This window comes from Rhizobium acidisoli, from assembly GCF_002531755.2.
GTDB classification, from domain to species: domain Bacteria; phylum Pseudomonadota; class Alphaproteobacteria; order Rhizobiales; family Rhizobiaceae; genus Rhizobium; species Rhizobium acidisoli.
Window position 1 is genome coordinate 949,976 of the sequence record NZ_CP034998.1, and the last position, 17,595, is coordinate 967,570.

The window sequence follows — 17,595 nt, forward strand, 5'->3', positions numbered from 1 at the left end:
GCTGTTGCAAGAAACGACGATGAACGATCTGCCCTTCTGGAAGCGCAAGACGCTTGCCGAAATGACTGTCGCCGAGTGGGAAAGCCTCTGCGACGGCTGCGGTCTCTGTTGCCTCAACAAGATCGAGGAATGGGATAGCGGCGATATCTATTTCACCTCGGTCAGCTGCAAGCTGCTCGACGGCGAAAGCTGTCGCTGCTCCAGCTATGAGAGCCGCTGGGATTTCGTTCCCGATTGCGTGCAGCTGACCAAGGAGAACGTGCCCGATATCGCCTGGCTGCCGCCCACCTGCGGCTACCGGCTGGTCAATGAAGGCCGTGATCTCTACTGGTGGCATCCGCTGATCTCCGGCGATCCGGAAACCGTTCATGCCGCCGGCATTTCCGCGCGCGGCCGCACGATCAACGAAAACGAGATCGATATCGACGATCTCGAAGACTACGTTGTCGACTGGCCGCTGACCGTGGGTGAAGAAAAGGACGAGGAAGAGGAAGAGGAAGAGGCGTAAGCGGCTCAGCTCTTTACCGCTGCGAGGAAGCGGCGCAGTTCCATCTCCACATATTTATCCACCGGCCCTTCAGCGCCAAAGCCCCACCAGGTGAGCGAGCCCTGCCATTGCGACAGCATCAGCCGGGCGATGGTCTCCGGCGCGCTTGCCGATCCGAAACAGCGTGCGATCGCCGCCGTCAGCGCCGTTCCCCAGACCGCCCCCCGGGCGCGCAGCACTGGATCGCGGAAGTCCTCGCGCAGCACCAGCAGTCCCTCGCCATAGGCGGCGGCATTGTCGCCGTGATCCTGCGACAGTCCGACGAGCAGCGCGACGGCGCCGTCCGGTGTGTTCGCCACGCTGCCGGTAAGCCTTGCCGTTTCCGCATCCAGCCTGTCCCAGGCGTATAGCAGTGCCGCGCGCAGCATCGCCGCCTTCGTTGTAAAACGCTGCACCAGCGTCGAGCCGGAAAGGCCGCTGACTTTGGCCACCGCCGCAAAGGTCGCCGCATCCGGCCCCTCGGCATGGATCAGCGCCAACACCATGGCGAGGAGCTGTTCATCGGAAAGCGTGCGGCGGCGTGGCATGAAATTCCCCTTGCATCTGCCTTATTTATGAACGAACGTTCGTTTATATACAATGGGGATTTTTCATTTCTAGCTTGGAGGATGAAGAAGTGACAACGGACTTGCGGGAGAAAGTGGCTTTGGTCGCCGGTGCAACGCGCGGCGCCGGCCGCGGCATTGCAGTCGAACTCGGCGCTGCCGGCGCCACCGTCTATGTGACGGGGCGCACGACGCGCGCGCAGCAATCCGAATATGCCAGGCCGGAGACGATCGAGGAGACGGCCGAACGTGTTACGGCTGCGGGTGGCAGGGGTATCGCCGTGCGGGTCGACCATCTCGTCGAGGCTGAGGTCGAGGCGCTGGTCGCCCGCATCCGGGCAGAGGCCGGCCGGCTCGATATTCTCGTCAACGACATCTGGGGCGGCGAGAAACTGTTCGAATGGGATAAGGCCGTCTGGGAACATTCGCTTGAGAAGGGTCTGCGCCTGTTGCGGCTCGGCATCGACACGCATCTGATCACCGCCCATTACGCGCTGCCGCTGATGATCGAGCGGCCGGGCGGGCTGCTGGTCGAGGTGACCGACGGCACGGCCGACTACAATGCCACCCATTATCGGCTCTCGCCCTTCTACGACCTCGTCAAAACCGGCGTCACCCGCATGGCCTGGGCGCATGCGCAGGATCTGGCAAAACACGGCGCCATGGCGGTTGCGATCACGCCCGGCTGGCTGCGCTCCGAAATGATGCTAGATGCCTATGGTGTCAGCGAGGAGAATTGGCGCGAGGCGACCAAGGTGCAGCCGCATTTCGCCATTTCCGAAACGCCGCGCTTCGTCGGCCGCGCGGTGGCGGCGATTGCCGCCGATCCCGACCGCGCCCGCTGGAACGGCCAGTCGCTGTCGAGCGGCGGACTGGCCAAGGTCTACGGCTTCGACGACATCGACGGTTCGCGGCCGGATTGCTGGCGCTACATGGTGGAAGTGCAGGAGCCGGGCAAGCCGGCAGATGTAACGGGATACCGCTAATACCTGTCGCCCAGGGGCACATGCCCAAAACAAAGGACTAAGCGCGCCGCATCAATCGGATTTGCGGCGACGCGCTTTGAGGCCGCTGCTTACTGCGCGGCTGCGAGCCGCGCCGCATCGCGAAACGACACCAGCCGTTTCGTCTGTTCGTCCCACAACACCAGCTTGACGCAGCGCAGGCTTTCCATGAGCGTGATGCGGCCGAGGTCGGCAAGCTCAGGATGGTCTCGCAGCACCTCCGGCAGCCGGTAATAGGGCACCCGGCTCGACAGATGATGGACATGGTGGATGCCGATATTGCCGGTGATCCAGCGCAGCACCGGCGGCAGGTCGTAATGCGAGGCGCCGTGGAGGGCTGCATGCTGGAACTGCCAGTCCGGCTCCTTCGACCAGTGCGTTTCCTCGAACTGGTGCTGGACGTAAAACAGCCAGACACCGGCAGCGCCGGCCAGAAGCACGGTCGGCAGATGCACCAGCAGGAAGGGGACGATCCCGACGGCCCAGATCAGCAGTGCGGCGACCGCTGCGATGGCAAGATTGGTCGCCATTGTGGAGACCCAGGGCAGGGCGCCGGAGCGCATCATGCCGAAGGGCAGGCGCTGCTTGAAGATGAACAGCCATGCCGGCCCGATCCCGAACATCACCGCCGGGTGCCGGTAGAGCCGGTAGCCGAGCCGGCCCCAGCGCGACAGCGCATTATATTCGGCAATCGTCAGCGTTTCGATGTCGCCGACGCCGCGTTCGTCCAGGTTCCCCGCCGAGGCGTGATGCTCGGCATGCGCCCGGCGCCAATAGTCGTACGGCGTCAGCGTCAGGATGCCGATCGTTCGTCCAACCCAGTCGTCGACGCCGCGGCGTGCGAAAAACGAGCCATGGCCGCAATCGTGCTGGATCATGAACAGCCGCAACAGGAAGGCGGCGGCGGGAACGACGAGGATGAGGCCGGGCCAGAAGCTGTAGTGAACCGCGGCCCATGCGGCAGCCCAGAACAGCGCGAAGGGGACGACCGTGACGGCAAGCTCGAAAGCGCTGCGTCCGGCTCTCGGCTGACGATATCCGGCAAGGATCTTCAACCAGCGCTTCTCAGCCAAAATTGCATTGTGCCCCTCGGAGGACTCCGAGTTTGCGGCGGGTTCGCCCAAAGGGACCACTTGGATTTCCTTGCTCTCGTTGCGGCGCGCGGATTCGATCACAGAATAGCGCCATGAAGGGCCGCGATACTCGAAAGGCCGAGTGCGATCACCACAGCCGAGCGAATGAGAAAGAGCGGATAGTCGAAACGGTACATTGTGTGAAGAGAGACCATGGCTGCAGCACTTCCTGTTTTTGTGGAAACATGTCAATGGGTGATAATGTCACGCCGGAGCGCAGCGCGGCCGACGGGACGCACAGTCGCCTTCAGTTCACGCATGATTTTATGCGCAAATCGATGCCGATTTGCGCTGTCTCTGCGAAGGGGCGGAGGCTCGATAAGATGTTTTATTTCTTTGGAGCACTGCCATGCGGGGCGGTCGTGGTCGCCGTCTTCATCTGGTTGGCGAACGTGCTTTCCACCTTCGCCGCCTGCTTGTCCTTCTTCGGCTTCCGGACCTCGCGATTGCTTCTTACCTGTCCTTTTGCCATGGATAAATCTCCCCTTTTGATCGAAAACTGAAAAGCCGTAGCCTGCGCGGTGTTCGCCCGTTTGTCGATCGCGACCGGAGATCGCAGGATCGTCATGAGGGCGACCCGACAACGCCGGGCCGCAGGAATTGAATGAAATGATGCCTGCTGAAACCGCATCGAAGTCTGGAGGCGGATGACCTGAGAGGTCACCAAAAGCCAAACCCGACGTTGAGGCGGGACGTCACCATGCTTTCGCGATCGGGAAAATGGCGGGCCGGATTCCGGTCACCGCAGATGCCGCATCGGCCAAATCAGCGAACCACTCTCTTACGATGAAATTGCGGTGCCATTAAGGCCATTGCCGCAAGAAAGCCATATTTCCACAAGCGGGACGCGTTGATGGGAAACAGGCGATCAGTGTGGTTCTTTGCATTTTCGCGTGGCCGGATGCCGACATGATGCCGCGCGCCAGGCAGCCGTCCGCTTCGAGGAGCGCCACCCGACACTCCCCAATCTCCACAAGATCCTTGGCATGCTGCCGTTGCTGGTAAGCGCCGATCCGCACGATATAACCGGCCGCTGCAACGCCGATACCGCAGGTTCAAGGTGATTGGGCTCCTTTGGCGCATCTAAAGACGCGCCGCGCGTCAGCCGGCGGCGCGTTTTTCGCGGGGCAATCCCTGTATCGCATATCGGTTACAAACGGGCACGACCGGTTTCGGCGGGGCCTTCGGCTTGCCGAAATGGTATTCGAGCGCCCGTGAGAGCATGGCCGGCGAGGTGACGCCCTCCTGGAACAGCTTGATCAGCAGCACGGCCGCGACGTTGAACACCCGTTGGTCGTCGGTCGGAATTCTGGCATCGTAGCCGGCCTCGTCGAGCACGCCTTGAAGCATGTCGAGATCGGACGAGGTCAGATGCGGCTTTTCGGAAGTGGAAGACATGGGCCCTCCTTTCGTCGGGGCGAGGGAATGAAAACCCTCAGTCGGCAGCGCCCGTACAATGGCTGCCGAAGGCGAGACCATGCTCCTTTCGCCGGGGCAAGGCAATGGGATTCTGTCGCTAATATTCGTTTTATCTTATGAAGCGCCCGCACCGGTCAGGATGCGGGCGCAACAGTCATTCCGCGGCCTGATAGGCCGGCGTCCGGGTGGTCGATGTCCGCGGACCGGCGGCGGCAAGCAGGGTGATCGCGACCGCAAGCAGCGCCACGAAGGCGATGCCGGCGACATAAGGGTCCCAGCCGAAATGCGGTGCCGCGCCGAACACTGCCGAGGCGGCTGCGAGCACGATGCCGCCGCCGATCTGGAAGGAGGCGAAGAGCAGTCCGGAAGCGAGCCCCGATTTGTCATCCTCGACGTCGGAAAGGGCCGCGACCTGCACCGAAGGGTAGGTCAGTGCATAACCGAGGCCAAGCGGGATCTGCGAGAACAGCACGAGCAGGATCGGGTCGACATGCCCGAGTGCGGTCACCCAGAAGATGTAGCTGAAGGCCTGCAGGCCGACACCTGCCGCCATCAGCCCGGTGGCGCCGCGGTTTTGTGCCAGCGTTGCAAAACGCGGCGCCAGGAACATCACGAAGACGCCGCCAAGCGCAAAGCAGAAGCCGGTGGTGAAAGCCGACCAGCCGAGGACGTTCTGGTAATAGAGCGTCGCCAAGAACTGGAAGCCGACATAGGCGCCCTGGAAGAGGGCGGCAATTGCATTGGCGTGCCTAAGTTTTGCCCGGCGGAACATGCCGAGCGGCACCATCGGATCGGCGTGACGCGCTTCGACCGCGAGGAAGAGCAGGATCAACGCCAGCGATGCCAGTAGCGAGCCCCAGGTCGCAAAAGCCTGCCAGCCGGCGGCCGCCGCATTGGTGATGCCGAAGACGAAGAGCAGCAGCCCGGGGGTAATCGTCAGCGGACCGGCCCAGTCGAAAGCAGGCCGCGGTCCTGTCCTTTTCGGGTCGGCCGGCAGCGCCAGGGGCGCAAGAAAGAGCGTCAGGATGGCGACCGGGGCACCCATGACCAGCGTTGCCCGCCAGCTGAAGATCGTCGCCGCACCGCCAAGCACCATGCCGAGCACGAAGCCGGTGGCGCCGGTGGAGGCGAAGACGCCGAGCGCTTTGGCCCGTGCCGATCCCTCGCCGAAGACGGAGAGCAGCAGCGCCAGCGCGGCAGGCGCAGTGAAGGCGGCGGCAATGCCCTTGATCAGTCGGGCGGCGATCAGCGTCGGGCCGCTGTCGACGAAGCCGCCGGCGATGCTGGCGGCGGCAAAAATCGCCAGCGACCAGAGGAAAACGCGGCGGTGCCCGAAGACGTCGGCCACCCGGCCGCCGAGCAGCAGAAAGCCGCCATAGCCGAGCACATAAGCGCTGACGGCCCATTGCAGCGACGTCGCCTCCATGCCGAGTTCGGCCTGGATGGCGGGAAGCGCGACACCGATGGTGGAGACGTCCATGGCGTCGAGAAAATTGGCGGCGCAGAGCAGCAGCAATGCCAGCCCCGCTCCGCCTTTCGATTTGGAAAGTGTCATCGAAACGTTCCTTTTTGCTGCCGCCTCGTCGAGGGAGGTTGCGCGGACGGCAGGGAACGAAAAAATGTACATCTTCCTACCTCATTGCAAATTGATAGTAGCCATGCCAGGTATTACTCATGATGATGAATGATGCGACGCTTCGAAAAATCGACCTGAACCTTCTGCTCGCCTTTTCGGTGCTGATGCAGGAGCGCAATGTCAGCCGCGCCGCCGAGCGCTTGCTGCTCGGCCAGCCGGGCCTGTCGGCCGCGTTGCGACGGCTGCGCGAGACGCTTGATGACGAACTTTTCGTGCGGGTCGGTCGCGGCCTGCAGCCGACGCCGCGCGCCCTTTCCATTGCCCCGGCAATCGAGGATGCGCTGTCGGGCATCGAACGCGCCATTCGCCCGCAGGCCGACTTCGATCCGGCAAGTTGGCAGGGCGAGTTCCGCATCGGCATGTGCGACAATCTCGAAACGGCCTTTTTCGGTCCGCTTGCCGCCCGCCTATTGCAGCTTTCACCCGGCGCCCGGCTGATCGGCATCGCTTCCGAAAAGCGCGATGCCGCGCGCCGGCTGGACGAGGGGGTCTTCGATTTCAGCGTTTCCGTGCATGACGAACCGGCCTCCTGGCACATCCGCGCGCCGCTGTTCAACCAGGCCTCGATCTGCATTTACGACGAGGCTCAACTCAAGCTGAAGGCGCCATTAAGCCTCGAGGATTTCGCCAATGTCGCTCATGTCACCGTCTCGTTCGAGGGCAATGCTTCCACAAGCATCGACACTGCGCTGAGCCGCACCGGCCATGTCAGGCCTGTGGTAGCGACGGTGCCGCGCTTTTCCGCCCTGCCGACGGCGCTGCGGGCGATGCCGGCCATATCAGTCGTGCCGGAATCGATCGGCCGCTGCATGGCGCAATTGCACGGGCTGACGATTTGTGCGCCGCCGCTTTCGCTGCCGGCCGATCCGGTGACCATGCTCTATCGCCGCGTCGACCAGGCCGACGGCCGGGCGCGCTGGTTCCGCCGGCTGTTCCTCGACGTCGCCGGCGAGGCGCTCGTCGCCTCCGGCTGCCGCGTCTCGATCTCGAGAGCTGCGGCGTAGAGCAATTCCAGGAAAAGTGTGAAGCGGTTTTCACAGGCAAAGCGCGAAGCGCTTTTGCCGGGAATTGCGTTATAGCTAGAGCCTATTACAGCTCGCCTTTGTGAAAATAGGCTTCGAGACGGTAGCCGTCCGGGTCGATGATGAAGGCGGCGTAATAGAACTGCCCGTAATCCGGCCGGATGCCGGGTTCACCATTATCCGTGCCGCCGGAGGCGACGGCTGCCGCGTGAAAGGCATCGACCGCGGCTTCATCAGGCGCGACGAAACAGAAATGCAGCCCGGACCGCAGATCGGCAAGAACCGGCTGCTCGACCTGCATCACCCAGAGCCCGACCCGTTCCGGGCCATAGCCGATCATGGTGTCGGAATTGGAGAGCCGCTCATAGCCGAGCGGCGCCAGCGCCGCATCATAGAAACGGCGGGCTCTGTCGAGGTCTTTGACGCCGATGGAGACGTGATCGAACATGGGCCGCAAAACTCCTTATCACCGCTCGTTCCAGACGGATTTCCATCCTCAAGATGGTACGACGCCACCATCTTTCAACCGCCGTCTCAAGTCAACGAATGGCGCTGGTTGCTGCGGCCCGGCAGCCCATTCATTTCAGGCGATAGGAATAGCTGGTCCCGCATGGGCGAGACCAGCCGTGATCTCAGCCGTCGACGGCAACCCATTTCGGGGCAATCCCGGTGCCGCGACCCAGGCCGTAACCAAGGCGGATATTCAGCATCCCCAGGGGTTCGAGCAGGCGAGCGGCATCGAGCGAGCCGGTTTTCTCGACAGCAAAGTCGGCGTCCTCCACCAGCGCTGCGGCGGTTTCGACAGCATCATCGTCCCCGGCCAGGAAGACCGGTATGGTGGAGCTGTGCTTTGGGGAAGCCGCAAACAGCTCGGCAAAGATGGTATTGAAGGCCTTCACGACCTTGGCGCCTTTGGCCCTGTGCTGGATTTCCTCGGCTGCCGACGTGTCGTGACCGAACAGCAGGCCGGAGAAATCGGGCTTGAGCGGATTGGTGATGTCGACGACGATCTTGCCCCGCAATGCTGCCGTTTCGGCAAATTCGAGCGCCGCAGCATAAGGCAGCGCGAGGACCAGAATATCGGCTTCGGCCACGGCGGAGGAGATCGATGCGCTCGTTGCGCCGATCTCCTCGGCAAGCGACTTTGCCGCGGCCTCATTCCGCGACGCCAGGATGAGTTCGCGCTTGCCTGCCAGGCGACGCGCCAAGCCGGCGCCCATGTTTCCAATTCCGATAATCGCGGTTTTCATGTGGTCGGTTCCTTCATCGAGTTGAATGACGTCGATATAGCCGACCGCGATCCCATCATAAATGGCATTGAATGGCGGAATATAATTGCATAAAAGTATCGAATGACCGATCTCACCAATTTGAAGACCTTTGTAGCCGTGGCGACGGCCGGTAGTTTCGCCAAAGCTGCCGCCAGGCTCAACCTGTCGCCCGCCATGGTGGGCCGGCGCATCCAGGCTTTGGAAACAGATTATGGGGTCAAGCTGATCGAGCGCACCACGCGAAGCCAGAGGCTCACCGAGATCGGTCGCAGATTTCTGGAGAGAGCAAGCAGGGTCATCGATGAGCTGGAGCAATTGAACGATATTGCCGGCCCCGACAACCACGAAATATCCGGCCACCTCCGCATCAGCGGCCCGACGACGCTCGGCGTGAAGCGCTTGGCATCGTCCATTGCTCGCTTTGCCAATCAGCATCCCGCGGTCAGTCTGGAGCTTAATCTGACCGACCGGAACGTCGATCTGATCGCCGAAGGCTATGACCTTGCCATTCGGGTGGCGCATCTGCGGCCATCTTCCCTGATCGCAAGAAAGATCGGCACCTATCGCTTCGTCTGCTGCGCCTCTCCCCACTATCTCGGCAAGAACGGCACCCCGACCCATCCCGAGCAGTTGCAAGAGCACCGCTGCATCCTAAGCCTCAACCTCGTCCCGCGCGATCAATGGCATTTCGAAGATCAAAATGGACGAGTGCTGGCGGCAAAGATCAGCAGCAATATCGGTATCGACAATGGCGAAGCCATGCGTGTTGCCGCGATAGAAGACGCCGGCCTCGTCTATGCGCCGCTGGTGCTGGTAGAGGAAGACATCGCCGCCGGGCGGCTGACCGAGGTGCTTGCCGATTGGGAAAAGTACAGCCTGCCGATCCATGCGGTTCACCCGTCGCGGCAATTCGTGCCGCGACGGGTGAAGGCCGCGATCGGCTGGATCGCCGGAGATCTCCGCCGGTAGGATTCACGCAAACAGAAAGCGCATCCGGTGGCGGTCGGCGACCTTACTGCAGCTGCGGCTTCTTGAGAAAATTGTTGCGGTCGGCGGACTTGATGCGCAGCCAGGCTTCCCGGCCGTTCCTGAGAATCCGCATCGGAATTTCGGCGCCGGCCGGGCCGCTACTCCAGACCTTGCGGTAGAAATCGGCCAGGCCATCGACCTCTTCGTCGCGGATCTCCGAGATGATATCACCTTGCCGCAGACCCGCCTGGGCGGCCGGGCCGCCTTCGGCGACGCTCATCACCACCACGCCGCCATTGCTCTCGGCGGAGAATGCGCCGAGCCAGGGCCGCGGCGGTTTGTTGACGCTTCCGCGGTTCAACAGATCGTCGAGGATCGGAGTCAAAAGGTCGATCGGCACGACCATGTTGATATCGGCGACCTCGTCGCCCTGGCTCATTTGCAGGCGAAGCGAGCCGATGCCCAGAAGCTTGCCGTCCGAACCGATCAGCGCCGCACCACCCCATGAGGGATGGGCCGGCGCCGTGAAAATCGCCTCATCCAGCAGATATTCCCAGTAGCCGGCGAATTCCTGCCGGGCGACGATATTGGCCTCGACGAATTCTCCGATGCCATCGGCAAGCACGACGGCATCGCCGGCCTTGGCGCTTGCCGCATCGCCGAGATCCACGGCCGGTGCATTGAGAACCCCGAGCGCCTGCACCAGGCCGAAGCCGGATTCCTGATCATAGGCAAGCGCATGGGCGGGAACGACGCGCCCGTCATGGGTGGTCAGCCAGACCTCTTCGGCCTCGGTGATGAGGTAACCGATGGTCAGCACCAGCCCATTGTCGCGAATGACCACGCCGCTGCCCTCCCGGACAGTGCCCAGCGTCTCCGCTGTGAAGGCATCTTCCGGGATGGAAGAACGAACGGCCACGATTGACCGCAAAATTGGATCGATATTCATGCTTTCATCCTGACAGAGCGCCGGCTCGAAAGGCCGAAATCTGACGCGCTCTGTCTTGAATAGGTAAGAAGATGGGTGGGCGGAGGCAAGGCTATGGCCGATGGAATTTCCAAACCCGGACCCCGATGCGCAATGCATTCAATGGGCAATGAAACGCTTGGAAAGAGCTGCACCACGCCATTCACTGCTGGCACCAAAGTCGTGCACACGACATTTTTCGTGACAGCGTCACCGTGCAACAATATACAGTCAATCCCATCAGGACTCAGGCTGCACGGATGACGACATGAAAGACTGGCATCCCGATCTCGGGCGCAGCAGCAGCCCGCGTTATATGGCGATCGCCGATGTGATCGAAATGGATCTGCGCAGCGGCCACCTCGTGGTCGGGGACCGGCTGCCGCCGCAACGCGAACTCGCCAAGCGGCTGAATGTCGATTTCACCACGGTGGCGAGAGGTTATGTCGAGGCGCAGAAGCGCGGGTTGGTCGATTCGCATGTCGGCCGCGGCACCTTCGTCACCGGTGGCGCGGCCAGGGAGAGCCGGGGCTTCGCGCCTGGCGCGGCGCCCGATCCGCGCCGGGCATCTGTCGTCGATTTCTCGATGAACATGCCGCCGGAACCGGATGATCCGGAACTGATCGCCCGCATGCGTGACGGCATGGCGACGGTGGCGGCAAACCTCATTCCGCTTCTGCGCTATCAGGGCTTCGGCGGCTCCGGCGTGGACAAGGAGTCCGCCGCCACCTGGCTCAGCCGTCGCGGCTTGGCGCCCCCGCAGGAGCGGATCTTCGTCACGCCTGGCGCCCATCCGGCCCTGCTGGCGATCTTCGGCTTGCTGGCAAAACCAGGCGAAACCGTGCTCTCGGAAATCATCACCTATCCCGGCATGCGCTCGATAGCCGCCCAGCTGCGGCTCAATCTGGCGGGTCTGCCGATGGATGAGGACGGCATCCTGCCGGACGCCTTTGCGAGAGCCTGCGAGCGGTTGCAGCCGAAGGCGCTTTATCTCAATCCGACGCTGCAGAACCCGACGACGCTGACTATCCCGGCCAGGCGCCGCGAGGAAATCGTCACGGTTGCCCGTAGATATCACGTGCCGATCGTCGAAGACGATGCCTATGGCTTCATTCCGCTGGAAGGCCCGCCGCCGCTTGCGGCAACGGCGCCCGATCTCACCTGGCATATCGGCGGGCTGGCGAAAAGTATCGGCGCCGGCTTGCGTCTTGCCTATGTCGTGGCGCCGGATAGCAAGGCCGTGTGGCCCTTCGTCAGCGCCATGCGCGCTAACAATGTCATGGCCTCGCCGCTGACCTTGGCGCTCGCCACCCGCTGGATCGAGGACGGCACGGCCGACGCGATCTTGCGCTTCATCCGCACGGAAGCCGCCGCGCGTCAGCAGATGGTTGCCGCCCTCCTGCCTGAAGGCAGCTACCGCGCCGATCCGCTCAGTTTCAACATCTGGCTGCCGCTCGCCAATGGCTGGACCCGCTCTACCTTCGGCAGCCACATGCGTTCCGCCGGCATCGGCGTCGTGGCAAGCGATGCCTTCACGGTCGAAGGCGCCGCGCCCGAGGCCGTGCGTGTCTGCCTCGGCGGCCCGATCGCCCGGGAGAAGCTGCAGGGTGCATTGGATTTCATGGCTCATGCGCTTGAGGGTCCGCCGGAGATGGCGGCTTCGTTTTTCTGAGCCGCCAACGCCGCAGCTGACCCTTCAGGCAAGTGATTGGTTCTTGCGACCCCTTCAATTCAAGTTTGCACAATCCGCGGTCGGCCCGGCCGCGGAACTCTGCGGCATTCTGACGAGTTGACTGGCAATGCCTCAGCAATGTATTTATATTGAATGCATACATTGCTGAGCATTGATTGACTTGATGCCCGTGCAGAACAAGGTGTGATCATCATGGAAACCGAATATCCCCCGCTTCCTCCGCTGCAGACCGGCATCAGGGGGCGCTGCCCGCGCTGTGGCCAGGGCCATATGTTCAAGGGCTTCCTGACACTGCAGCCGGAATGCGAGGCTTGCGGCCTCGATTATTCCTTTGCCGATCCGGCTGACGGTCCGGCTTTTTTCGTCATCTGCTTTGCCTGCATACCGAGCGTGCTGCTCGGCGTCTGGCTGGAGGTGGCGTTTACCGCGCCGATCTGGGTGCAGCTTCTGGTCACCGGCCCTTTCATGCTCGCCACCTGTATTCCGCCGTTGCGACCGCTGAAGGGCTGGCTGGTCGCCAGCCAGTATTTCTATAAGGCGGAAGAGGGCAAACTCGCCTGAGATCTGTTGAGCGTCGCGCGCAGCCGTGGCGTGGCGAAATCGATGAGCGCCCGCAATTTCAGGGGCACCAATCCCGGCGCGGGATAGACGAGATGCACCGGTGCCGGCGGCGGTTCGAAATCGGCAAGCAGTGGCGTAAGCAGACCCGCCGTCTCGGCGCGTGCGGCTTGGTAGGACAGCACCCGGGTGATCCCGAGGCCGGCGACTGCCGCATCGACCGCAGCCTCGGCGGTGTTGACGGCTAGCCGTGAGCGGATCGGCACGGTGAGATCGCGTTTTCCCTCGGTGAATGTCCAGCTCAGCGTCGAGGCCATGCTGTCGAAGGTGATGCAGTCATGCGCAGCAAGGTCGCCCGGATGCCGAGGCTTGACCTGCCGTGCGAGATAATCCGGGCTGGCATAGACCGTCCGGCGGATCGCGCCGAGCCTGGTGGCGATCAGGTTGCTGTCCGGCAGGTTGCCGATCCGCAGCGCTACATCGATATGGTCCTCGACGAGGTTCGACAGCCGGTCGCCAAGCATCAGCCTCAGATTGATATCGGGATAGGCCTTCAGGAAGTCCACCACCACAGGCAGGACATGCAGCCGCCCGAAGACGATCGGCGCGGTCATTATCAGCGCGCCCTTCGGCACGCTGTATTCACCGGCCGCTGTCCTTTCGGCCTCTTCCACCCGATCGAGAATTTCCCGCGCCGCCTCCACATAGGAGCGGCCGGCCTCCGTCAGCGTGATCTTCCGGTTGCTTCTCTGCAGCAACTGGGCGTTCAGATGGGCTTCCAGCTCGGAAACCTTGCGGCTGACAGTGGCGAGCGGCGATCGCAAATGCCTGGAGGCGGCCGATAGGCTGCCCTGTTCGACAACGGCAAGAAGCACGGTCATGGCGTCGAGGCGGTCCATTCTATCCTTCCGAAAATTGGGAATATGCCTTCCAGATTAGCATTCTACTGCAATCAAATGGAAGGAAATACATTCCCCCGCAGATGGTTCGCAGGCGGCCATCGTCAATCATGGCCCGTCGATCGGGAAGACCAAAGGAAACCGTCATGAAACTCTACCATCACCCGCTTTCCGGCCATTCGCACCGGGTTCACCTGTTTCTGTCGCTGCTTGGCGTGCCCTATGAGCTGGTCGAGGTCGACCTGGCGGCGCGCGCCCACAAGGCGCCGGAATTTCTGAAGCTCAATCCCTTCGGCCAGGTGCCGGTCCTCGACGACGACGGCACGGTCATTGCCGACTCCTCTGCCATCCTCGTCTATCTCGCGCGCAAATATGGCCGCACCGACTGGCTGCCGGAACAGGCATTGGCCGCGGCGCGAATACAGAAATGGCTTTCGGTTGCGGCTGGTGAGATCGCCTATGGACCTTGCGCCGCCCGCCTGGTTACCGTTTTCGGCGCCGATTTCCGCACCGATGAGGTGATCGCCCGGGCACACCGTATTCTGGCGCTGATCGAAGCGGAGCTCGCCGGCCGCAATTTCCTGCTTGGCGGCGATCCTGTCATCGCCGACGTCGCGCTCTACAGCTACATCGCCAATGCGCCGGAGGGCAATGTCGACATCTCGGCCTATCCGAGCGTCCGCGCCTGGCTTGCCCGCATCGAGGCGCTGCCGGGTTTCGTCGGCTTTCGCAAGACGAAGATCGGCCTTGCCGCATGAGACTGCGCCGGGACGGATCACCGTCCCGGTTTCCCAAATGGTGCCCGCAAGGAGGCCGTCATGCTGGAGCAGACAAGAGAGGACGTGACGTCACCCTGGCATCAGGGTGAACTCGCCATGCAGCGCAGCGTCGGGGTCGTCGAACGTATGGATGGACCCGACCGGAATTTCGTCCGCAAGGCGATGCCCGAACAGCACCGCGCGTTTTTTCCGATGCTGCCCTTCATAGTGCTTGGCGCCGTCGATACCAAAGGTGATGTCTGGGCGACGGTGCGGGCTGCGCGCCCGGGTTTCATGTCCTCGCCGGATCCGGAGAGCCTCGATGTCGACCTGCCGCGCGACCCCGCCGATCCTGCCGATGCCGGCATGGAGGATGGCGACGCGATCGCCATGCTCGGCATCCAGCTCGAGACCCGGCGGCGCAACCGGCTGAACGGCGTCATCCGCCGAACGGATGCCGAAGCCTTCCGCCTGCGCGTCGGCCAGAGCTTCGGCAATTGCCCGCAATATATCCAGCCTCGCTCCTCCATCTTTGTCCGCGATCCCGATAGGCCGACGGAGGTGGCGCCGCTGCATTCCGGTCACCTCGACCATCGCATGCGCGGGATGATCGAGGGCGCCGATACCTTCTTCGTCGCCTCCTATGTCGATCGCGACAATGGCGAGCGGCAGGTGGATGTCTCCCATCGCGGCGGCGACGTCGGCTTCGTGCGTGCCAGTGCCGATGGGGTGCTGACCATTCCCGATTTTTCCGGCAATCGGTTCTTCAACACCCTCGGCAATTTTCTGGTCAACCCGAAGGCCGGGCTGGTCTTCGTCGATTTTGAAACCGGCGACATGCTGCAACTGGCGGGAAAGGTCGAGGTGCTGCTGGATTCGCCGGAGATCGCCACCTTTGAACGGGCTGAGCGGCTGTGGCGATTCACGCCCGAACAGATCGTGCTGCGCCCGGATACCTTGCCGCTGCGATGGAGGAAGGAGAGCCCCGATCTGCTGCGGCGCTCGCGTGGGTGAGGGGAGCGGCAAAACTCCGCCCCGGCCCTCTTGCAAATAATTGTACCGATCGGTACAATGATTACTGTTCAGTACAGGAGCACCCATGTCCAGCCTCGTCCCGCCCTTCACCCTTGAGACCGCCACCCGGAAAGTCCGCCTTGCCGAGGACGGCTGGAATAGCCGCGATCCCGAGCGCGTCTCGCTCGTCTATACGCCGGACAGCCGCTGGCGGAACCGCGCCGAATTCGTCAACGGCCGCGCCGAGATCGTCGCCTTTCTCACCCGCAAATGGGCAAAGGAGTTGGATTACCGGCTGATCAAGGAGATCTGGGCCTTCACCGACGATCGCATTGCCGTGCGCTTCGCCTATGAAAGGCACGATAACAGCGGCAACTGGTTCCGCTCCTATGGCAATGAGAACTGGGAATTCGATGCCGCCGGCCTGATGCAGCGCCGCTTCGCCTGCATCAACGACCTGCCGATCCGAGAATCGGAGCGTAAATACCACTGGCCGCTCGGCCGGCGGCCGGACGATCATCCGGGCCTGACCGAGCTTGGCCTTTGACGCAAACCAGGCCAAGGAAACTCTGTCGGTGAAGACCGTCTACGAACGCGCCGACATCGTGCCGCTGCTGGCGGAAATCTTCCGCGAACTCGGCTATGAGGGCACGGCGCTCAGCCGCATCACCGAACGCACCGGCCTCGGCAAGGGCAGCCTTTACCACTTCTTTCCCGGCGGCAAGGAGGAGATGGCTAACGCCGTGCTTGCCGAAATCGACGCCTGGTTCGAGCAGGCGATCTATCGGCCGCTGAGACAGGACGACGCCCGTCAGGCGATCGCGGCGATGTGGGTCAATGTGAATGATTACTTCAGATCCGGCGGCCGCATCTGCCTCGTCGGCGCCTTCGCCCTTGACGATACAAGGGAACGGTTTTCGGCGGCGATCGGCGACTATTTCATCCGCTGGATCGGCGCCTTGCGTTCGGCGTTGAGCCGGGCAGGCTGTTCTGACGAAGAGGCGCAAGCGCTCGCCGAGGAAGGTGTCGCCGGCATTCAAGGCGCGCTGGTGCTGGCGCGGGCGCTGGGAGACGAAATGATCTTTACCCGCTCCCTGGAAACGCTGGCGAAGCGGTTTGGGGCTGCGACGCGATGAGGGCTGGCCTTACATCCGCGCCGCTTTGCCTGTATCTCTCAGCGTTGCTGTTGAGGCTGCTGGGCCGGGCGCGGATTTTCCCGTTCAAGGCGAATCTGGCGCCATTCGTTTTCCATCTGGTCGACGAGGTGCTGGGGAATGGTGGTTTGCGGAGTGGCAGGCGTCTGCATCGGAAGTCTCCTCTTTTCGCGGCAAGGCTTCAGGGCAAGAAGATGCATTGCACAAGACAAAAGGCGTGTAAATCAGTGGCTTAAAGACTTTAAACGATTAAATGAATTTTAATCGATTAAGGCGGTTTTAACCATGATGTTTTCTGGGAAGCGCGGAATGGTTGTCCACATGGACCGAAATTTATTTTTGGATGCGGTGAAGGACGAGCTCTTTAAGGGAAAGCTGACGCATCCTCAGGTGGTGGGCATCACGGCGATTCTCGACGCCTGGGAAGAGCGGTTTCCCCATGCCGACCGGCGATGGCTCGCCTATATCCTCGCAACCGCCTATCATGAGACCGCCTATACGATGCAGCCGGTGCGGGAGACGCTGGCGCAAAGCGATGCCCGCGCCGTCGAGATCCTGGAAACGGCCTTTGCCGCAGGCCGGCTTTCCTGGGTGAAGACGCCCTACTGGCGGCCCGATGAAGATGGCCGCAGCTGGCTCGGGCGCGGCCTGGTGCAGCTCACCCACAAGCGGAACTATGAGGCGATGAGCACGCTGACGGGCATCGACCTCGTTGCCGATCCCGACCGGGCGATGGAGATGGATGCGGCGGTGACGATCCTGATCGAGGGCATGCTGCAGGGCAGCTTTACCGGCCACAAGCTTGCCGATCACCTGAACGGGGCGACCGAGGATTGGGTGAACGCGCGCCGCATCGTCAATGGCACCGACCGGGCGGAGAAGCTCGCGGCCTATGCCATGGCCTTCCATGCGGCGATGCGTCCCGATGCTGCGGAGAGCATGATCGCGCGGTTGAAGGCCTGGGGCTTGCGTGTTATCGCGCGGCTGACCCTCTGAAACTTGACAG

21 protein-coding genes are annotated in these 17,595 nt (G+C 62.5%); 12 read left to right on the forward strand and 9 right to left on the reverse strand.

Annotated elements, in window-relative coordinates:
- The first annotated feature begins 19 nt into the window (after window positions 1-19).
- Window positions 20-508, forward strand: coding sequence for a YcgN family cysteine cluster protein (locus tag CO657_RS04795; RefSeq protein WP_054181698.1), 489 nt, complete (start codon window positions 20-22; stop codon window positions 506-508).
- A gap of 5 nt (window positions 509-513) precedes the next feature.
- Here the strand turns inward: CO657_RS04795 and CO657_RS04800 are convergent, their stop codons facing one another.
- Window positions 514-1,074, reverse strand: a complete 561-nt coding sequence (locus tag CO657_RS04800) for a TetR family transcriptional regulator (protein ID WP_054181699.1) — start codon at window positions 1,072-1,074, stop codon at window positions 514-516.
- 89 nt (window positions 1,075-1,163) lie between these two features.
- On the opposite strand from CO657_RS04800, the gene CO657_RS04805 reads away from it, so the two are divergent.
- The gene (locus tag CO657_RS04805; protein WP_054181700.1) at window positions 1,164-2,078 is read left to right on the forward strand and encodes an SDR family oxidoreductase; all 915 of its coding nucleotides are present in this window, start codon (window positions 1,164-1,166) and stop codon (window positions 2,076-2,078) included.
- 89 nt (window positions 2,079-2,167) lie between these two features.
- Here CO657_RS04805 and CO657_RS04810 read toward each other — a convergent pair whose 3' ends face one another.
- Window positions 2,168-3,229: a fatty acid desaturase gene (locus CO657_RS04810; protein WP_425349916.1), complete on the reverse strand. Its 1,062-nt coding sequence runs from the start codon at window positions 3,227-3,229 to the stop codon at window positions 2,168-2,170.
- Between the two features lie 191 nt (window positions 3,230-3,420).
- On the opposite strand from CO657_RS04810, the gene CO657_RS36600 reads away from it, so the two are divergent.
- Window positions 3,421-3,732 carry a hypothetical protein gene (locus tag CO657_RS36600; protein WP_054181701.1) on the forward strand — a complete coding sequence of 104 codons (312 nt, stop codon included), beginning with the start codon at window positions 3,421-3,423 and terminating at the stop codon, window positions 3,730-3,732.
- A gap of 598 nt (window positions 3,733-4,330) precedes the next feature.
- Here the strand turns inward: CO657_RS36600 and CO657_RS04825 are convergent.
- Window positions 4,331-4,708 carry a hypothetical protein gene (locus tag CO657_RS04825; protein ID WP_174293559.1) on the reverse strand — a complete coding sequence of 126 codons (378 nt, stop codon included), beginning with the start codon at window positions 4,706-4,708 and terminating at the stop codon, window positions 4,331-4,333.
- 94 nt (window positions 4,709-4,802) lie between these two features.
- The gene (locus CO657_RS04830; RefSeq protein WP_054181935.1) at window positions 4,803-6,203 is read right to left on the reverse strand and encodes an MFS transporter; all 1,401 of its coding nucleotides are present in this window, start codon (window positions 6,201-6,203) and stop codon (window positions 4,803-4,805) included.
- Window positions 6,204-6,325: 122 nt separating this feature from the next.
- Here CO657_RS04830 and CO657_RS04835 point away from each other — a divergent pair, with 122 nt between their 5' ends.
- Window positions 6,326-7,288 carry a LysR family transcriptional regulator gene (locus tag CO657_RS04835; protein WP_054181936.1) on the forward strand — a complete coding sequence of 321 codons (963 nt, stop codon included), beginning with the start codon at window positions 6,326-6,328 and terminating at the stop codon, window positions 7,286-7,288.
- Window positions 7,289-7,373: 85 nt separating this feature from the next.
- Here CO657_RS04835 and CO657_RS04840 read toward each other — a convergent pair whose 3' ends face one another.
- Complete coding sequence (locus tag CO657_RS04840) at window positions 7,374-7,754, reverse strand: VOC family protein (RefSeq protein WP_003587720.1); 381 nt, start codon at window positions 7,752-7,754, stop codon at window positions 7,374-7,376.
- 184 nt (window positions 7,755-7,938) lie between these two features.
- Window positions 7,939-8,556 (reverse strand): NADPH-dependent F420 reductase, encoded by a 618-nt coding sequence (locus CO657_RS04845; protein ID WP_054181703.1) that lies wholly within the window; start codon window positions 8,554-8,556, stop codon window positions 7,939-7,941.
- Window positions 8,557-8,658: 102 nt separating this feature from the next.
- On the opposite strand from CO657_RS04845, the gene CO657_RS04850 reads away from it, so the two are divergent.
- Complete coding sequence (locus CO657_RS04850) at window positions 8,659-9,546, forward strand: LysR family transcriptional regulator (RefSeq protein ID WP_054181704.1); 888 nt, start codon at window positions 8,659-8,661, stop codon at window positions 9,544-9,546.
- Between the two features lie 43 nt (window positions 9,547-9,589).
- Here the strand turns inward: CO657_RS04850 and CO657_RS04855 are convergent, their stop codons facing one another.
- Window positions 9,590-10,495 carry a S1C family serine protease gene (locus tag CO657_RS04855; protein WP_003587715.1) on the reverse strand — a complete coding sequence of 302 codons (906 nt, stop codon included), beginning with the start codon at window positions 10,493-10,495 and terminating at the stop codon, window positions 9,590-9,592.
- A gap of 286 nt (window positions 10,496-10,781) precedes the next feature.
- Here CO657_RS04855 and CO657_RS04860 point away from each other — a divergent pair, with 286 nt between their 5' ends.
- Both CO657_RS04860 and CO657_RS04865 read left to right on the forward strand, forming a co-directional pair.
- On the forward strand, window positions 10,782-12,185 hold the full coding sequence (locus CO657_RS04860; RefSeq protein WP_054181705.1) for an aminotransferase-like domain-containing protein: 1,404 nt from the start codon (window positions 10,782-10,784) through the stop codon (window positions 12,183-12,185).
- 213 nt (window positions 12,186-12,398) lie between these two features.
- A complete protein-coding gene (locus tag CO657_RS04865) occupies window positions 12,399-12,767 on the forward strand; it encodes a DUF983 domain-containing protein (protein ID WP_003587713.1) in 369 nt (122 codons plus the stop codon).
- Here the strand turns inward: CO657_RS04865 and CO657_RS04870 are convergent.
- Window positions 12,737-13,663 (reverse strand): LysR family transcriptional regulator, encoded by a 927-nt coding sequence (locus CO657_RS04870; protein WP_054181706.1) that lies wholly within the window; start codon window positions 13,661-13,663, stop codon window positions 12,737-12,739. The two genes, CO657_RS04865 and CO657_RS04870, sit on opposite strands and share 31 nt — an antisense overlap.
- A gap of 146 nt (window positions 13,664-13,809) precedes the next feature.
- On the opposite strand from CO657_RS04870, the gene CO657_RS04875 reads away from it, so the two are divergent.
- The 4 genes from CO657_RS04875 to CO657_RS04890 all read left to right on the forward strand — a co-directional run bounded on the left by CO657_RS04875 (window position 13,810) and on the right by CO657_RS04890 (window position 16,571).
- A complete protein-coding gene (locus CO657_RS04875; RefSeq protein WP_054181707.1) occupies window positions 13,810-14,421 on the forward strand; it encodes a glutathione S-transferase family protein in 612 nt (203 codons plus the stop codon).
- Between the two features lie 60 nt (window positions 14,422-14,481).
- Window positions 14,482-15,435 carry a pyridoxamine 5'-phosphate oxidase family protein gene (locus CO657_RS04880; protein WP_054181708.1) on the forward strand — a complete coding sequence of 318 codons (954 nt, stop codon included), beginning with the start codon at window positions 14,482-14,484 and terminating at the stop codon, window positions 15,433-15,435.
- Between the two features lie 85 nt (window positions 15,436-15,520).
- Window positions 15,521-15,982: a nuclear transport factor 2 family protein gene (locus tag CO657_RS04885; protein ID WP_054181709.1), complete on the forward strand. Its 462-nt coding sequence runs from the start codon at window positions 15,521-15,523 to the stop codon at window positions 15,980-15,982.
- Window positions 15,983-16,010: 28 nt separating this feature from the next.
- Window positions 16,011-16,571, forward strand: coding sequence for a TetR/AcrR family transcriptional regulator (locus CO657_RS04890; RefSeq protein WP_054181937.1), 561 nt, complete (start codon window positions 16,011-16,013; stop codon window positions 16,569-16,571).
- Window positions 16,572-16,609: 38 nt separating this feature from the next.
- Here CO657_RS04890 and CO657_RS37900 read toward each other — a convergent pair whose 3' ends face one another.
- Entirely contained in the window at window positions 16,610-16,741 is a 132-nt protein-coding gene (locus tag CO657_RS37900; protein ID WP_003587702.1) for a hypothetical protein, read from the reverse strand.
- 157 nt (window positions 16,742-16,898) lie between these two features.
- Here CO657_RS37900 and CO657_RS04895 point away from each other — a divergent pair, with 157 nt between their 5' ends.
- Window positions 16,899-17,585 carry a lysozyme family protein gene (locus CO657_RS04895; protein WP_054181710.1) on the forward strand — a complete coding sequence of 229 codons (687 nt, stop codon included), beginning with the start codon at window positions 16,899-16,901 and terminating at the stop codon, window positions 17,583-17,585.
- The last annotated feature ends 10 nt before the right edge of the window (window positions 17,586-17,595 follow it).

Coding starts and splice junctions, on each gene's coding strand:
- CO657_RS04850 (WP_054181704.1), top strand. CDS start 8,659: ATGACCGATCTCACCAATTTGAAGACCTTTGTAGCCGTGGCGACGGCC.
- CO657_RS04840 (WP_003587720.1), bottom strand. CDS start 7,754: ATGTTCGATCACGTCTCCATCGGCGTCAAAGACCTCGACAGAGCCCGC.
- CO657_RS04835 (WP_054181936.1), top strand. CDS start 6,326: ATGATGAATGATGCGACGCTTCGAAAAATCGACCTGAACCTTCTGCTC.
- CO657_RS36600 (WP_054181701.1), top strand. CDS start 3,421: ATGGGTGATAATGTCACGCCGGAGCGCAGCGCGGCCGACGGGACGCAC.
- CO657_RS04825 (WP_174293559.1), bottom strand. CDS start 4,708: ATGGTCTCGCCTTCGGCAGCCATTGTACGGGCGCTGCCGACTGAGGGT.
- CO657_RS04865 (WP_003587713.1), top strand. CDS start 12,399: ATGGAAACCGAATATCCCCCGCTTCCTCCGCTGCAGACCGGCATCAGG.
- CO657_RS04870 (WP_054181706.1), bottom strand. CDS start 13,663: ATGGACCGCCTCGACGCCATGACCGTGCTTCTTGCCGTTGTCGAACAG.
- CO657_RS04880 (WP_054181708.1), top strand. CDS start 14,482: ATGCTGGAGCAGACAAGAGAGGACGTGACGTCACCCTGGCATCAGGGT.
- CO657_RS04830 (WP_054181935.1), bottom strand. CDS start 6,203: ATGACACTTTCCAAATCGAAAGGCGGAGCGGGGCTGGCATTGCTGCTG.
- CO657_RS04845 (WP_054181703.1), bottom strand. CDS start 8,556: ATGAAAACCGCGATTATCGGAATTGGAAACATGGGCGCCGGCTTGGCG.
- CO657_RS04875 (WP_054181707.1), top strand. CDS start 13,810: ATGAAACTCTACCATCACCCGCTTTCCGGCCATTCGCACCGGGTTCAC.
- CO657_RS37900 (WP_003587702.1), bottom strand. CDS start 16,741: ATGCAGACGCCTGCCACTCCGCAAACCACCATTCCCCAGCACCTCGTC.
- CO657_RS04860 (WP_054181705.1), top strand. CDS start 10,782: ATGAAAGACTGGCATCCCGATCTCGGGCGCAGCAGCAGCCCGCGTTAT.
- CO657_RS04895 (WP_054181710.1), top strand. CDS start 16,899: ATGGTTGTCCACATGGACCGAAATTTATTTTTGGATGCGGTGAAGGAC.
- CO657_RS04885 (WP_054181709.1), top strand. CDS start 15,521: ATGTCCAGCCTCGTCCCGCCCTTCACCCTTGAGACCGCCACCCGGAAA.
- CO657_RS04795 (WP_054181698.1), top strand. CDS start 20: ATGAACGATCTGCCCTTCTGGAAGCGCAAGACGCTTGCCGAAATGACT.
- CO657_RS04855 (WP_003587715.1), bottom strand. CDS start 10,495: ATGAATATCGATCCAATTTTGCGGTCAATCGTGGCCGTTCGTTCTTCC.
- CO657_RS04800 (WP_054181699.1), bottom strand. CDS start 1,074: ATGCCACGCCGCCGCACGCTTTCCGATGAACAGCTCCTCGCCATGGTG.